This is a genomic window from Bacteroidota bacterium (assembly GCA_016213405.1).
GTDB lineage: Bacteria > Bacteroidota > Bacteroidia > Palsa-948 > Palsa-948 > Palsa-948.
This window is the reverse complement of record JACRAM010000054.1, coordinates 57,674-73,012: the sequence shown is the minus strand read 5'-3', so window position 1 is coordinate 73,012 and position 15,339 is coordinate 57,674. Positions and strand designations below refer to the sequence as shown.

Sequence of the window (15,339 nt, the reverse complement as noted above, 5' to 3'; positions counted from 1 at the left end):
TATCGTCTTCTATTTCCTGTTGACCAGATAAACCCCTCCGAGAATGACGAAGATGGAAAGGATTTGCCTTAAAGAAATTTCTTCTCCGTCAAAAAATCCCCAGAGAATTGCAACGATGGGAATCAGATACGTAACAGAAGAAGAAAAAAGCGTTCCGGTATTTTTCACAAGCAGGTTAAACAGCATCACCGAAAGTGCCGTTCCTCCTATGGCAAGAAGGGCAACATAACCCAGACTGCTCCAGAAAAGCGGATGATGAATGGCAGATGAAAAATCAGTGAACAAAAGATAAGCTCCGCCAAACGGTCCCACCAAAAGGATTGCCCAGCAGGTAGTGGTGATGGAATGATAATTACCTGCATATTGCCGGATAAAATTCACGCTCATTCCGTAAAGAATAGTGGCGATGATTACATACCCACCGTAATTAATATTTGTGCCAAGGTCAGAAAACTTTTCAGGAATTAATAACCCCACAGCGCCTACAAGCCCGATGAAGATGCCGATGATTTTATTCGCGCTCACCTTGGATTTAAACACCAATATGCCGATGAGGAGTGTGAAAAAAGGCGTGAGCCCGTTGAGCATTCCGGTGAGGGAAGAAGAAATGCCCGTTTCCGCTGCGGTGAAAAGAAAAGCGGGAATAAAATTTCCAAACAAGCCGATGCCAAGAAATTTCAGCCAGTCTTTCTTCTCTTTCACTTTTACATACCTGAATGCAAAAGGAATTATAAATAGAAAAGCGATAAACATTCTTAATCCCGCCACCTGCGAAGAAGTGAATACATCCAGTCCGCGCTTCATCAGGATGAATGAACTTCCCCAAACAAGCGCGAGGAGAAATAATATTGACCAGTTGAGGAATTTAGAATTCATGGAAAGCAAGGAAGAAAAATGGCACCTTCAGAAAGAGAGAAACATTAGGGATAAAATTCGTACTCGTACTTCAGCAGCGTTTCGGGCTCATCAAGGAAATTATTTTTGATAGCTTCTGTTCTGTTTCCACTAACGTCATACTTATAGGTGGTTTTGGATAAAGTAATTTCTTTCTCTCCGTACATCACCTCTTCAATCACATTGCCGTAATCATCATACAAATAGGTGTTGCGGGATGAAAAATTACCGTATGAATAAGCAGTTTCTTCAAGCAGCTTTCCGAGTATGCCCCATCGGTAAACATTTTTTGAATAAACCTGCCCCTCTGAATTGTACTGGAGCTCTTCGGTTATGTTTCCCCTGGTATCATACGCTAATAATTTCTTGTCTTCCGCTTTACTGTCAGTGCCGTAACGAACTTCTTTTATTTTATTTCCTTTCGCATCGTAGGCATAAAATATTTTTTTACTGATGGTTCCGTCCTGGTTATATGATGTTTCTTCAATCAATCTTCCGTTCACATCGTATTTGTTAACCGTATTGAAGTAAAAGCTTTGGTCTTTGTCATACGAGGCGGCATCCAGCAGGTTTCCTTTTTCATCGTATTTGAAGGCGGTTTTAATGCTTCCGTCCTCATTGTACATCAATGTTTTTACCCGTTTGCCGTTCTTATCATATTCATACGCGGTTTTGAAATAGAAACTTCCATCCACATTCAGTTCCGCTTCTTCGGTGAGGTTGCCCATCCCGTCATAATTATAGTTGTAGCGGTATTTGATAGAACCATCGTTGTTGAAATAAGTCTCCTGAACCATTTTTCCTTTTTCGTTGTACTTGTAAGTCAAACGTGCGTTAGGCGATTTACTCTCAGTGAGGTTTCCGCTTTCGTCATAGGTTTTCATGAATATTAAATCTCCCTGCAGCATCGGCTCACCCCATTCATACTTATATTTGAGAACTTTTTGAGATTTGATTTTGTTCAGTTTTATTTTTGCTGGATTATCTAAATCCGCCTGAGCGAGGGAAACAGAGATGGAAGAAATTAAAATGCAGAAAGAAACAACTATGTATTTTAAGAATTGCATAGCACAAAGTTAGACTTTTTTTTAAAAGGAACATGACCCATATCATTAACATACAAAACCGCAGGGCATCATTTGAATATGCTTTTATTGACCGGTACACTGCCGGCATTCAGTTAAAGGGCTCAGAAATAAAATCAATACGCGGGGGAAAGGCAACCATCAACGATGCGCACTGCCTCATTCATAACAGAGAATTGTTTGTGAAAGGAATGCACATTGCCGAATACAAGAACGCAGGGCAGTACGGACACCTGCCCACGGCCGACCGCAAACTCCTGCTCACAAAGAACGAACTCAGGAAACTGGGCGATGCGCTGAAGAACAAAGGACTCACTATTATTCCCCTGCGCCTGTTCATCAACGAAAGAGGTTTTGCCAAACTGGAGATTGCCCTCGCCAAAGGAAAAAAGATTCACGACAAGCGCGAAACCATTAAGAAACGGGATAGCGACAGGGAGATCAGAAGAAACTTCAGGTAGCCCCTCTCTGACTTTCAGAACTCCAACCCCCTCCCCGTACGCGCGAAGTTGTACTTCGTGCGCTGAGTAGTTTATAAGCTCTGCTTTCATTTTATTACAATCATTTTTTTCACGCTCTCATTTCCTTTTTTAGTTTGCCCCGAAGGGGTAAACAGTTGATAAAAATAAACTCCCGCAGGCAGTTGCGTGTTATCAAGCAGCAAATCATTAAACGTATCATCTACTTTTACTTTGTAGCGTTTTAATGAGTCAAAGAAATATTTCCTTTCTTGTCAAGCAATGTTTTATCTGTAAACTCTACATGCAAAGAATACACTAGTACCTGAGTGTTTAACATTTTGCCATTATATTCTCCGTTCCACTTAAAATTTGCATCCGTAGTTTCAAAAACCTTTTCTCCAAAGCGGTCATAGATGGTTAGGGAATTTTTTTTTATGCAATTTATATTATTATAATAAATCTTAAGTATGTCATTTTCACCATCGTTGTTGGGGGAGAAGGCGTTGGGGAGGTAAAGTGCACCTTCACAGAAATTATCTACTACAATTGAATTTGAAAATACTTTGCATCCGCCATTTACAGTAACTTCTACATTATAAGTTCCATTTTCTGTGACTGACAAACTATTAGAATTAGATATTGGATTTCCATTGAGGTACCATTGATAATCATTGTAAGCAGAATTTAGAGATAATGTATTGGAAGTATTTGAGATTATTGGAAGCGGTTGAAGTTTGTCCATAAATACAATTGCGTTTGCCCAAAATATATCTTGCATATTATTTATAGCACCCCCACTACTTATTCCGCTCAGGTCAGTATAAACATCAACATCGGCTGCGATTAAATCAAGTGTATTGCAATCCATAAACAAGGTTGGGTTTCCGGTATTTGGGTCTGTTGCAAACACTTTTGAATTAGCAGGAATAACATCAAAATATCCCTGAAGGTAACCGCCTTGAGATGCATATGAAACATTTCCAAATGGTCCATTAAAAATATCAGTATTATTCCCATCTGTGGTTGGAGAAAGATAGCTGGGAGCTTTTAATGAATCATGAAATCCCCATTTGTTATTAAGAATAGATAGGTCGTATCCGGCACCATTAGGACTCGTTGCAATAATTAATTTGCCTCCTTTTTTTGACCAATTATAAACTGAATCAATTTCAGCAGAAGTAAACTGTTGAGTTGACGGGACATTAATTATAAAACTGCCGAAGAAAAAAATATTACTTGTAGGAACAGAAGATATTTGAGTTAAATCTCCTGACAATCCGTAAGCATCATAAATTGAAATTGATTTAGGATAAATTCCGCTTGCGCTAAAATTAGCAGGGGCTAATAATTTTGCTCTTGAGCCAGTCATCCGGTTTCCGTCAAGCGTATAACCATTATCTCCGCTGCTTTGTCTCGACCATGTTATGGAATTAATATTGATTGTTTGAGAAAAAAGAATATTAAGAATTGAAAATTGAAGAAAGCAGATTAAGAGAATAAATCTCATGGCATATTATTCCTTTACAATTTTTCTCACTGCAACTCCAATTGGAGTTTTGATTTGCAAAAAATATATTCCGCAAGGCAGAGAAGAAATATCAATCGCCTGTTGCCTGCTGCCTGTTGTTTGGCTGCTATTACTGCTATACATTTTCTTTCCAAGCACATTGTAAATGTCTAAACCTCTTATTTCTAACTTCTCACTTCTCACTTCAATTTTTCCGTTCGTTGGGTTTGGATAAATAATTATTTCATTCAATAAATTATTTTCTTCTTGCACTCCTGCAATGTCACTGCTATTTAACTTCGCTACAAAAACATTATCACTGCCACCCCACATATCCGTATTAAATACGGTATCGCCATCAAACACCATTGACGGGCTTTCAAAAGAGCCGGTTACAAAACAATTTCCTTTTGTATTTAAGGCGATACCCACTCCACCTGCATTCTGTGGTGGCGCTCCAACTCCTTTTGCCCAAAGAGCATTGCCTGCGCTGTCATATTTCGCTACGAAAATGTCATTGTTGCCATTGGAAAATATTGTTTGATTGCTAAAGGATACAACACCAAAAAATCTTCCTGTTGTATAACTATTTCCTTTTGCATCGGTGCTGATTCCCTGCGTTTCAATATTACTATTACCAGCAGTTGTTGTTTGTTTCGCCCAGCGAAAATTGCCTGCGCTGTCGTATTTAACTATAAAAAGAGTTGAACCGCCAAATGCATCTGTTAGAGTATCGGTGCCAATATAAAATACAGGGCTGATGAAATTACCAAGGATATAACTATTTCCAATCGCATCAGCACTGATGCCTGTTGCTGTACCTGAAGAAGGATAAGTGCCGTCAGAACCCTTTGCCCAAACAACATTACCTGCATTGTCATATTTCACTATAAAAACACAATCACCACCCGTTGATGAACCTGTTAAAGTGATAGCGCCAATTGTTATTATGTAATGAAAATATCCGGTTACATAACAGTTGCCATTTGCATCTGTGCTGATGCCCATGGTGTAAACATCTTTATTACCCACTGCATTATTACTGCCCGCACTTTTCGCCCAAAGCACATTTCCAACTGAATCATATTTAACTGCAAAAATATTTATTGGGTTAGAGGAATACGCATTATATAAAGTATAACTTCCAAAAGTAATAGTGGGGTCGGAAAATGTACCTGTTACATATACATTACCGTTTGCATCAATGCTGACTCTTTTGCCTTGTGTATTTGTTGAACTGCCGTTAGTACCTTTCGCCCATAGTACATTCCCTGTGTTGTCATATTTTACAAGACAAAATCCATTACCTACCAAAGTAGTGCTTCCAAAAATTACAGTTCCTGAAAACCCTCCCGTAACATAACTGTTTCCGTTTGCATCTGTGGCAATGCCATTACCCAGAGTGATGATGCCTACTCCCCCCGGGCGGTTTGCCCATTGTACATTGCCTGAACTATCGTATTTCACTACATACATCATTGTACCATTAGTAGTAGGAGACGTTAAAGTATCATTACCAAAAACAATATTAGGCACTTGAAAGTTTCCTGTTGCATAGCAATTACCATTTGCATCTGTACTGATGCTGTTTCCAAAGTGATTTCCGCCAGGCGCAGGAAATCCTCCTGCACTTTTCGCCCATTGCCAGTTAGGAGATTGTGCATTTGTAATTAAACAAAGCGCAAACTGTAAGGTGAGTATTTTAATTTTCATTTAGGTAAAGATAAAAAAAAGGCGGTTTCTGCAAAACAGAATTACCGCCTTTTCAATTATTGTGAATTAAAATTATTTATTGCGCATCATTTTCTTGTTGTCAATTACTTTTCCGTCTACTACCAAACTGTAATTGTAAATGCCGGTTGGCAAATCCTGCGTATCAATGTTCAGCAATCCGTATCCTGCTTTTAATACTTCTTCTTTCATCACTTTGCCGAGCATATCCGTGAAGATGATTTTTGCGCCATTGGTATTATCAGGCAAGTAATACGGAATTTGCGTGCTTCCGCTGTTCGGATTCGGCTGTGCATCGCCTAAGGTTGCCGCATTCGGCAAAGTGAGTTTTATGTTCTGTATGTTTTTACCTGAACCATCATCACCTAATCGCTGACCGCTTTTAGCAGCCTTTAAACTGTCAACTGTTTTCGACAATTCTTGAACCGCCTTAATAAGAGGAATGACAAATTGAGTATAACTCAAACCATATATATGATTTGCATCTTTCGGTTTATATATTCCGTCAAAATCATAACCGATTTGTTGTGCAGCGGAATCAACTTGTTGTGCTATTAAACCCGTCAGCAATATTTTTTCAGCATCGTATTTCCCATTCCAGTATGCAGTATCAATCTCCTGATGTGTTTGCGCGGGAGTAGTAGTCACATTGCCTGATGATGAATCGGTTACGGTTACTGCCTCAACATCCACAACAGTTTTCATGGGATATCCTGTTATGCTGCTTTCTTTGTGAATGTCATAATGATATGTAACAGGTTTAAGCAGGTTGATAAAAGAAAGACCCGGCACATTTTCCTTGATATTATTTTTAATTCTCCTGTCACTGCCATGATAAGTAAGTGCAGCAGGTGCCACATGAATTGCTGTAATATTGCTATTGCCAAGCTGCATTTCATTATTAGCAGCAATCCAATTTGTTCCTCCATTATTACCTAAAAAAGTGCAGTTTGTATAGGTGGAGGGAATATCCGCGCCATTACCAATGCAAGTATTATAGCCGTTTGTGGTAATGATGTTTCCAGAGTTATATCCAACAATTGTATTGTACCCGCCTGAGTTAGTAGTAACACCTTGTCCTGATGACGCTCCCATAATAACATTACCGGGGCTGGTAGTAATACCATTGCCTGCCCTATAGCCGACAATTGTATTTGGAACTGGTCCGGGCACTCCACCTGTATTGGTAAGCCCTGAGCCTGCCTCTCTGCCAATTAACACATTGCCCACGCCAGTGGTTATTCCTGCGCCCGCCTGATAACCGAAAAAACAGTTATCGCTGTTGCTGTTTCCTGAAACACCCAATCCCGCCTGATATCCAAAAAAGCAATTGTTACTAATGGCAGTGCTGGTACTTCCACTAAGATATCCTGCCTGATAGCCCACGATAGCGTTGTTGCTTCCTGTGTTGTTATGATACGCGCTGCCTGAACCAACGCAAGTATTGTTTGCGCCAGTTGAATTAACAAGACCGCTTTGAAAGCCCAAGAAAGTATTGTCTGATACTGTACTATTAAAACCTGCTTCGTATCCCGCAAAACAATTGTTAGACCCAGTGATATTTGCTTCACCTGCTCTCGCAGTAATAAAAGCGTTATAAGTTCCGGTTGTACATATCAATCCTGCCTGCCATCCAATCGCGGTATTGTAATCTCCTGTGGTAAGAGCGCCAAGAGCATCCATACCCACTGCAACATTATTAATACCCCCAGCAGCAATAGCATCTCCGGCACCACAGCCCACATTTGTGTTATCTGTACCACCTGTTCCGGCTGTAGTACCGCAAGAATTAGAAGCAGCAGCAGTACCGCTTAATGCTGTTTGCGCCTGTACATTCTGTACAACCATTGCTCCTGCAATGAGCATTGCAAAGAGAATGGATTTGTTTTTTGTTTGTTTCATTTTGATTGTTTGGTTTTAGTTTTTTGTTAATTTCTTTATCTACAAATATACCTCCTCTTTTCCGCTATGGCTAAACCAAGTGAAGATGATAAGTAACTCAGAAAGAAGAGAGAAGCGAGAGTGAGAAGTAAGATTTATCTATGAAAACACCCAGAGAAATGCAGAAAAATGGTAACATTGCAGAACAATCAGTCAATGAGCCGATTTGAAAATTTGAAAATGAAAGGCATTGAACACGGCTGTTAATTTTCAAATTGACTCATCTTCAAATCTTCAAATTGACTTGACCAATGAAGACCACCCGCAACACAGCCGCCCTCCTGCTGGATGAAGAAGCCCAGCGCTTTAGCAATTTTCTTTACCCTCCGCGCAAGCCCGAAAAAATGCTCGAGTTGTTTCGTTTGCTGCGCTTGCACGGGAAAAAAGAACTGAGCAGAGAAGAAAAAAAAGAAATGAAAAAGAAACTTTACGGCAATACTTCGGGCGGAAAACAATTTGACATGCTCAATCACCGGCTGAATGAAAAAATTGATGATTTCTTTCTCAGCAAGTCCGCACTGAAGAATCACCCTGTGCTGGAAAAACTCCATGCCGCGCAGGTGGACATTAAAAAGAAACACACACTGTATAATTTTTTGCAGAACACCGGCAGAAGCGGAATCGGCAATGATGCGCTGATGGAGAAAGCCATTGAAGGAGCAAAAAAATATGAATGTTACACCGACCTGATTCAACTGCTGCACAGAAAACAAATAAGAAGGGGCTACCGGCTGGGTGAAAGAGAAATTGACAAAGCAACCGGGCAAATTAAGTTTTATAAGAAATGCGAACATGCGCTCCGCAGGGCAACTGAACTGTATTACCGCCTTGTGGCAAAGAAAAAATTCAGCGCAAACCCCGATATAAAATCACTTCAGCTCTTTTTGAAGAGCGGCATTAAAGAGCTGACTGCGCTTTACAAACAAACCGGTTCGCCCGAAGTGCTGTATCATCTGAAATACTTAGAATTGGATTTTCTTCAGAATAAGAAAAATTTTGATGAGGCGAGAATGAAATGCGTAGAACTGCTTGATCTGATCATGAATAATGTTTCTGTGTTCACCCGCCAGCGGATTGATTATGGATTTGGAAACTTAGCTCAATGCTATATTTATATAGGCGATTATTCCTACGCATTGCAACTTATCAGGAAGCAGAAATACATCCTCCCTTATTCGCTGGACTGGTTTGAATCAAGAGAAATGGAATTCAGAATTCTTTTTTACCAAAAGAAGTTTGCAAAAGCAAAAGCCCTGCTGGAGGTGATGCTGAAAAATTTTCCGGATGATATGGAGCCCATCCGCAAGGCGAGAATCAACTTCTATCTTACCGCTGTGTTTTTCAGGCAGGGCGCAATCAAAAAAGCGCAAGCCATGCTGAGCGTAAACTCCGAGCTGATGAAAGACAAAAGCGGCTGGGCTATTTCCATCCGCATGCTGGAACTGATGATGCTTGCGGTGCAGTATAATAAGGAAGAAGGTATCGGCAAAGCGAAACAACTGAAACAGTTTTTAAAATACCACCCTGTTGTTTCAAAGCGCGATGAGTTAATGGCTGATTTGTTTTTAAAGATGGCTCAACAGGATGGCAAAAGCATGAAGGGGCTTAGGAATGGGGCAAAACTTTTCACTGCGAAAAAAGGCGATAATGCCTGGGATGCTATGAGTCATGAAATCATCCGCTATGATGTGTGGCTTGGTAAGTTTCTGAAAAGAAGGTCTTCTAAAGGGAACCTCTAAACTACTTGAACAATAGAATAATTGAACAATAGAACAACGAATAACGAAGTAAAATGCACAATACAATACAAATCTGCTGTTTCCTTACTTCTTCATTCGTTATTCAAATGTTCTAATGTTCGTTATTCGAGGTGCCCTAAAAATGAAAAGTAACTTTCAGTTGAGCGGTTCCTGAGCCGGTGCCTCCGTTGATGTCGTTATCCATTCCAAAGCCCGCTGCTTTTCCTGTTTTGAGAGTTTGCTCGCCTTTTGTGGCAGGAGAGCCGCCCACGCTTTCAATCTGTGTGGTGCCTTCACCTATCAATACCACTCCGATTCCCCATCCGTATTCAGCGCCCACCGAGATTTTCGGAATCAGAAAATATTCCGCGCCAACAAATCCTCTTATCCCTAATCCGAACAAGGTTCCTTCTTTTTCTTTTTTAATGCGAGCCATGTTTCCATATTCATCGGTGGTAATGTTGGATCCGAAATTATAAGTGGTGCCGGTGGTGGTATCCACCTCTACGGTGGAGGAGAGGGCATTTCCATATTCATAGGTTTGCGATTGGGCGCTCATCCATATCATTCCTTCTGCTCCGTACAAACCCTGCAAACGTGTTTTGCCCCTTCGCCATTCTTTTCCTATGCCAACGCCAATATTTGCTTTTGAAACTTTATGCACATCGCTGCGCGTGAGTATGGAACTGGGATATACGGGAGCCGTAGTTGCCGCAGCGTCAGGAACCAAGCCCGATTCTTTTACCGATACAAATCCAATCCGAACCGTTCCGCGGTAAGCGGTTTTAGCGCTTGTGAATTGTTTTCCGGTAATGGTCATGGTGGTTGGGTCCACCCAGCTGGCGGTGGGAGAATTATTGGCAGAAGTGTTTCCGCTGAAAAGATTGCCGGCATAATTTAAAAAAGGCATGGCGTCAAAGCTGATGGCATAGTCGCCTGAATCGGGAAGAAATGATTCTCCTTTACGGGACCTTAAATCCTGAGCATAAGTAATGTACGAAGTACAAAGTACGATGTACGATGTAAAAAGGCAAACTGAAAACGAGAAGTGATTTTTTTTCATAACAGAAAAATTTAATGAGTATACAAAGTTACTTTGCCGCAACGAAAATAACAATAATATATTTTGTTGTTGTAAACATGGTTTTGTTAGCTGCGTTAATTGAGTTGATTGAGGGAAACACTTACTTAACTTATTTAACTTACTTAACTTGATTACTTATTTTTCTCTTCCAGCAATGGAACAAAGCGAAAGAATCCGTGTTTTGTTTGTTTGTATTCAAAAGCCCCTTCTGAATCTTTTTCTCCCTCCCTAACGGGGAGGGCAGGGGTGGGACTTTTTTTCTCTATCAAAATCATTTCCTGCAGATCGCCCTGCCCGACAGGAATTACCAGCCTCCCTCCGGTTTTCAATTGCTGTTTCAGCGGTTCGGGAATAAAAGGAGCACCGGCAGTGACAAGAATTTTATCGAACGGTGCGAACGCTTCAAGCCCTATGTATCCGTCACCGTAAAAAAACTTTGGAGCATATCCCATAGCCGGCAGCGATATTTTTGTTTTATCGTAAAGTTCTTTCTGGCGTTCAATGGTAAAAACTTTTACTCCCATTTCCAATAGCACGGCTGTCTGGTAGCCGCTGCCGGTTCCAATCTCCATCACTTTTTCTCCTTTCTTCAGTTCCAGCAGTTGGGTTTGAAACGCAACGGTGTAGGGCTGCGAAATGGTTTGCCCTGCGGCAATGGGAAACGCTTTGTCTTCGTAAGCGAATTTTATGAATGTGGTGTTGAAGAAAAAATGGCGCGGTATTTTTCCGATTGCGTGTAAAATATTTTCATCTTTAATTCCTTTCTCCCGCAATTCTTTTACAAGTTTGGAACGAAGCCCCTGGTGGAGATAGGTATCAGTGAGTTGATTGGGAGTCATGGCAGGTACGAGGTAAGAAGTACGAAGTACGAGGGATAAAATACAAAGTGCGGGATGTGAAACACGAAAATACAGGGTTAATATTACATTTGCAAAATTATTACGAAGTATGAGATATAAATTATGATTTACGAACAAAGTAGCTGATGAGGCAGGATTTAATAAAACGGTTCAGGCAATTTTCAATTACGGTTGCTTCGCTGAAAACGGCAAGAAAGAATTTAAGAGAATCAAAAATCAAAGAACGAAATCTATAAGTGGAATATGAAAACTGAATTTGCCTCGCACTTCGTACCTAGTATATCAAACCTCGTACCTTGTATATCGTACCTCGTACCTCTTTATTGTATATTGAAATGATTAAAATAGGATTGCTCGGAGTCGGTCATCTTGGCAAGATTCATCTGAAGCTTCTGAAAGAAATTCCGCAGTTTCAGGTAATAGGTTTTTTTGATTCTGACAAAGAGAAATCTCAGAAAGTTCAGAAAGAGTTTAATGTTCCTGCTTTTGATTCTGCCGATAAATTAATTTCCCTGTGCGATGCTGTTGATATTGTAACTCCCACCATCACGCATCACCGGTTTGCAGTCAGGGCGCTGAAAAACTCAAAACATATTTTTATAGAGAAACCGATTGCAAACACGCTGGATGAAGCGAAAGAAATCCGCAAGTTGGAGGAGGAAGCAAATGTAAAAGTTCAGATAGGGCATGTGGAGCGGTTCAACCCTGCTTTTCTTTCCGTTCAGAAATATTTTGACAATCCCATGTTCATTGAAACGCACCGGCTGGCGCAGTTCAATCCGCGCGGAACAGATGTTTCGGTGGTGCTTGATTTAATGATTCATGATATAGATATTGTATTGAGTGTGGTGAAATCGAATGTGAAAAAAATAAATGCGAGCGGAGTGGCGGTGGTGAGCGATTCGCCTGACATTTGCAATGCCCGCATTGAGTTTGACAATGGAGCAGTGGCAAACGTTACAGCCAGCAGGATTTCATTAAAGAGCATGCGCAAGTCAAGATTCTTTCAGCGAGATGCCTATATTTCGGTAGATTTTTTAGATAAGAAAACAGAAATAATAAGAATGAAAACGATTGAGCAGGAACCCAGCGATCCTTTTGCCCTTACGATAGACCTAGGCGCTAAAGGAATGAAGCAAATATTTTTTGACAACCCGAAAGTGGAGGAGAGCAATGCAATAAAAATGGAATTGCAATCGTTCGCGGATGCAATAATTAATGATAAACAAACTGCTATCACGGCAGAAGACGGTTGCCGCGCGATGGATGTGGCCTATAAGGTGATGGAGAAGATGCAGTTTAAAATTACGAATGAAAGATAAAAGTCCAAAATTCCAAGCCCCAAGTCCCAAGTCCCAAAAAGGAATCATCAGTTTTAGATGGCTGTTCCCTTGGAATTTGGAATTTGGAATTTGGAATTTGGGACTTATTATTAGTGTAATCGGAGTGGCGTGCAACAAGGAAGAGCCCATTCCATCCTACATTCATATTGATAAAATAAACTTCACAACCAATTATTTGCTGGAAGGAAGCAGTTCAAACAAAATCCTTGACGCGTGGATTTATATTGACGACCAGCAAGTGGGCGCGTTTGAACTGCCCTGCACGGTTCCCGTGTTGGCAGAAGGAAGCCATGAAATAAAAATCTGGGCGGGTATTAAAGAAAATGGTATTGCGGAAACACGCATTAAGTATCCTTTCTATGAAACTTTTTCTCAAACCGTAATTCTTACTCGCGGACAAATCACAACCATCAGCCCAACGGTAACTTATGCAGCAAATGCTGATTTTACCTGGCTCGAAGATTTTGAGGGTTCCTCTCACAGCGTATGTAATAGCGGAGTAACGGCAGATTCAATCATGACTATTACCACAGCTCCGTCTGATGTCTTTGAAGGAACTGGAAGCGGAAAGGTCTCCATCACAAGCAGTTCTTACATTGGAATTTCATGCGCCAAATATATTTTGCCGCAGGGAGGCGCCTCGGTTTTTCTTGAACTGGATTATAACTGCAACACAGAATTCAATATCGGCATAATCGGGTATACTGCGAATAATACGATAGATGTTCAGTGGACTTCGCTTACCCTGCGCCCTACAACAGGATGGAATAAAGTGTATATAAACCTCGGTACTGAAGTTTCCAATGCAACCAATTCAACTAAGTTCAGCATCTTCTTCTCAATGCTGAAAGACGAGAACCTCGCCAACTCGTATTTCTATTTAGATAATGTGAAACTTATCAATTGATTGTTGTCTGTTGATGATTAATATTCGAATATAATAGATACTATTCCGAATAAGAAACAGTAGAAAATTATGGTACAGATAACGAAACCATACAGATGTACAGAAATACAAATTGATGTGAATCTGTATGGATTTGTATTTCTGTACATCTGTAACAATCCGTTATCTGTACCCATTTCATTATACAATCCTTAATCGGAATAAACTCTAATAATCAATTAAATTGTTAATAACATCTTAATAACTCACATACCCTTCCTAACAATATCGAAATAAAGCCATCGTTTCCCAACAGCTCTTTTCATGCCCCGAAAAACCGTACAAATAGTCAAGCACATTGCTGCGGATCTTTTTGCTGCATCGACAGCGTGGGCGGCTTTTTATGTTTTTCGGAAAATTTATATTGAGAGTGTTAAGTTCGGTCAGGATATTCCCATTGAGTTTGGAAAGAAATTTTATCTGGGACTGTTTATCATTCCCATTTTCTGGTTTGCGCTCTATGCATCCACGGGTGCCTACAAGGATGTTTTCAGAAAATCCCGATTGAAAGAGCTCGGGCAAACGCTTTTCATTTCCCTTGCAGGTGTTATTATTATTTTCTTTACCATCATTCTGGATGATGAAATTATTACGTACAAAACGTATTATCAATCCTTCCTTGCTATCCTGACTCTGCATTTTGCCATTACATTCTTTATGCGGTTCATACTCGTAACCAATACGGTTTACAAAGTGCATAACCGGATTATCAGCTTCAATACATTGCTGGTGGGAAGCAATGAAGGAGCCTGGAAAATTTTTAACGAGATGACAAGCCAGAAAAAATCTTCGGGCAATAAATTTATCGGCTTTGTGATGGTAGATGATAAGAACGGCTATTCGCACAAGCTTCAGCAGCAAGTGCCCTGCCTGGGAAACATCAGCAGTATTAAAGCAAGCATTAAGGAAAAAGAAGTGGAGGAAGTGATCATCGCCATTGAATCATCTGAGCACGAGAGTTTGGGGAAAATAATCGGAGAACTGGAAGAAACTCCCGCCAACATAAAAATCATTCCTGATATGTATGATATTTTATCGGGTCAGGTGAAGATGAGCAACGTGCTGGGAACACCGCTTATAGAAATTTCGCGAAGCATCATGCCGGTGTGGCAGCAAACACTGAAACGAACGATTGATATTGTGATTTCATTTATTGTGCTCACGGTTTTCAGTCCTCTATATATCATTACGGCAATTTTGGTGCGGATAGGTTCGCCCGGAAAAATTATTTACCGTCATGAGCGCATCGGGCGGCATGGAATTCCTTTCATGATTCATAAATTCCGCTCCATGTATGTAAATGCGGAGCATAACGGTCCGCAGCTTTCCAGCAGCAACGACCCGCGCATCACCAAGTTCGGAAAGTTTATGCGAAGAACAAGATTAGATGAACTTCCGCAGTTTTACAATGTTCTGATGGGCGATATGAGTATTGTAGGTCCTCGCCCTGAACGTCAGCATTTTATTGACCAGATTGTGAAACGCGCCCCGCATTATAAACATTTACTCAAAGTGCGCCCGGGCATTACTTCGTGGGGACAGGTGAAATACGGCTATGCCGAAAATGTTGACCAGATGATTGAACGCCTCAAGTTCGACATTATTTATATTGAGAACATGTCTCTCGCCCTCGATTTTAAAATTCTTATTTATACGGTGATGATTATTCTGCAGGGGAGAGGGAAATAAGTTCCAAATCCCAAATTTCAAGTTCCAAATTCCAAATTCCAAGTTTCAAGGAACAGCCG

The 15,339-nt window shown here is 40.6% G+C and carries 12 protein-coding genes; 5 read left to right on the top strand and 7 right to left on the bottom strand.

Annotation, left to right across the window (positions count from 1 at the left end; genetic code table 11):
- Nucleotides 1-9: 9 nt before the first annotated feature.
- Together HY841_06035 and HY841_06030 are read right to left on the bottom strand one after the other, a co-directional pair.
- Complete coding sequence (locus HY841_06035; protein MBI4930302.1) at nucleotides 10-876, bottom strand: DMT family transporter; 867 nt, start codon at nucleotides 874-876, stop codon at nucleotides 10-12.
- 44 nt (nucleotides 877-920) lie between these two features.
- On the bottom strand, nucleotides 921-1,961 hold the full coding sequence (locus HY841_06030) for a hypothetical protein (protein MBI4930301.1): 1,041 nt from the start codon (nucleotides 1,959-1,961) through the stop codon (nucleotides 921-923).
- A 32-nt stretch (nucleotides 1,962-1,993) separates the two neighbouring features.
- Here HY841_06030 and smpB point away from each other — a divergent pair, with 32 nt between their 5' ends.
- On the top strand, nucleotides 1,994-2,440 hold the full coding sequence (gene smpB, locus HY841_06025; protein ID MBI4930300.1) for an SsrA-binding protein SmpB: 447 nt from the start codon (nucleotides 1,994-1,996) through the stop codon (nucleotides 2,438-2,440).
- Between the two features lie 241 nt (nucleotides 2,441-2,681).
- Here the strand turns inward: smpB and HY841_06020 are convergent, their stop codons facing one another.
- The 3 genes from HY841_06020 to HY841_06010 form a co-directional block, all read right to left on the bottom strand.
- On the bottom strand, nucleotides 2,682-3,947 hold the full coding sequence (locus HY841_06020; GenBank protein ID MBI4930299.1) for a gliding motility-associated C-terminal domain-containing protein: 1,266 nt from the start codon (nucleotides 3,945-3,947) through the stop codon (nucleotides 2,682-2,684).
- 6 nt (nucleotides 3,948-3,953) lie between these two features.
- Nucleotides 3,954-5,660: a T9SS type A sorting domain-containing protein gene (locus HY841_06015; GenBank protein ID MBI4930298.1), complete on the bottom strand. Its 1,707-nt coding sequence runs from the start codon at nucleotides 5,658-5,660 to the stop codon at nucleotides 3,954-3,956.
- Nucleotides 5,661-5,732: 72 nt separating this feature from the next.
- The gene (locus HY841_06010) at nucleotides 5,733-7,580 is read right to left on the bottom strand and encodes a tail fiber domain-containing protein (GenBank protein ID MBI4930297.1); all 1,848 of its coding nucleotides are present in this window, start codon (nucleotides 7,578-7,580) and stop codon (nucleotides 5,733-5,735) included.
- Nucleotides 7,581-7,870: 290 nt separating this feature from the next.
- Between HY841_06010 and HY841_06005 the strand changes: the two genes are divergently transcribed.
- Nucleotides 7,871-9,358 (top strand): hypothetical protein, encoded by a 1,488-nt coding sequence (locus tag HY841_06005; GenBank protein MBI4930296.1) that lies wholly within the window; start codon nucleotides 7,871-7,873, stop codon nucleotides 9,356-9,358.
- A 136-nt stretch (nucleotides 9,359-9,494) separates the two neighbouring features.
- Here the strand turns inward: HY841_06005 and HY841_06000 are convergent, their stop codons facing one another.
- On the bottom strand, nucleotides 9,495-10,421 hold the full coding sequence (locus tag HY841_06000; protein ID MBI4930295.1) for a hypothetical protein: 927 nt from the start codon (nucleotides 10,419-10,421) through the stop codon (nucleotides 9,495-9,497).
- Between the two features lie 152 nt (nucleotides 10,422-10,573).
- Nucleotides 10,574-11,281, bottom strand: a complete 708-nt coding sequence (locus HY841_05995; protein ID MBI4930294.1) for a protein-L-isoaspartate(D-aspartate) O-methyltransferase — start codon at nucleotides 11,279-11,281, stop codon at nucleotides 10,574-10,576.
- A 356-nt stretch (nucleotides 11,282-11,637) separates the two neighbouring features.
- On the opposite strand from HY841_05995, the gene HY841_05990 reads away from it, so the two are divergent.
- The 3 genes from HY841_05990 to HY841_05980 all read left to right on the top strand — a co-directional run bounded on the left by HY841_05990 (nucleotide 11,638) and on the right by HY841_05980 (nucleotide 15,280).
- Nucleotides 11,638-12,624 (top strand): Gfo/Idh/MocA family oxidoreductase, encoded by a 987-nt coding sequence (locus tag HY841_05990; GenBank protein MBI4930293.1) that lies wholly within the window; start codon nucleotides 11,638-11,640, stop codon nucleotides 12,622-12,624.
- A 76-nt stretch (nucleotides 12,625-12,700) separates the two neighbouring features.
- Nucleotides 12,701-13,552, top strand: coding sequence for a hypothetical protein (locus HY841_05985; GenBank protein MBI4930292.1), 852 nt, complete (start codon nucleotides 12,701-12,703; stop codon nucleotides 13,550-13,552).
- Nucleotides 13,553-13,855: 303 nt separating this feature from the next.
- On the top strand, nucleotides 13,856-15,280 hold the full coding sequence (locus HY841_05980) for a sugar transferase (protein MBI4930291.1): 1,425 nt from the start codon (nucleotides 13,856-13,858) through the stop codon (nucleotides 15,278-15,280).
- The last annotated feature ends 59 nt before the right edge of the window (nucleotides 15,281-15,339 follow it).

Excerpts from the sequence above, each read along its gene's own strand:
- HY841_06035 (MBI4930302.1), bottom strand. The coding sequence starts at position 876 with ATGAATTCTAAATTCCTCAACTGGTCAATATTATTTCTCCTCGCGCTT.
- HY841_06030 (MBI4930301.1), bottom strand. The coding sequence starts at position 1,961 with ATGCAATTCTTAAAATACATAGTTGTTTCTTTCTGCATTTTAATTTCT.
- smpB (MBI4930300.1), top strand. The coding sequence starts at position 1,994 with ATGACCCATATCATTAACATACAAAACCGCAGGGCATCATTTGAATAT.
- HY841_06020 (MBI4930299.1), bottom strand. The coding sequence starts at position 3,947 with ATGAGATTTATTCTCTTAATCTGCTTTCTTCAATTTTCAATTCTTAAT.
- HY841_06015 (MBI4930298.1), bottom strand. The coding sequence starts at position 5,660 with ATGAAAATTAAAATACTCACCTTACAGTTTGCGCTTTGTTTAATTACA.
- HY841_06010 (MBI4930297.1), bottom strand. The coding sequence starts at position 7,580 with ATGAAACAAACAAAAAACAAATCCATTCTCTTTGCAATGCTCATTGCA.
- HY841_06005 (MBI4930296.1), top strand. The coding sequence starts at position 7,871 with ATGAAGACCACCCGCAACACAGCCGCCCTCCTGCTGGATGAAGAAGCC.
- HY841_06000 (MBI4930295.1), bottom strand. The coding sequence starts at position 10,421 with ATGAAAAAAAATCACTTCTCGTTTTCAGTTTGCCTTTTTACATCGTAC.
- HY841_05995 (MBI4930294.1), bottom strand. The coding sequence starts at position 11,281 with ATGACTCCCAATCAACTCACTGATACCTATCTCCACCAGGGGCTTCGT.
- HY841_05990 (MBI4930293.1), top strand. The coding sequence starts at position 11,638 with ATGATTAAAATAGGATTGCTCGGAGTCGGTCATCTTGGCAAGATTCAT.
- HY841_05980 (MBI4930291.1), top strand. The coding sequence starts at position 13,856 with ATGCCCCGAAAAACCGTACAAATAGTCAAGCACATTGCTGCGGATCTT.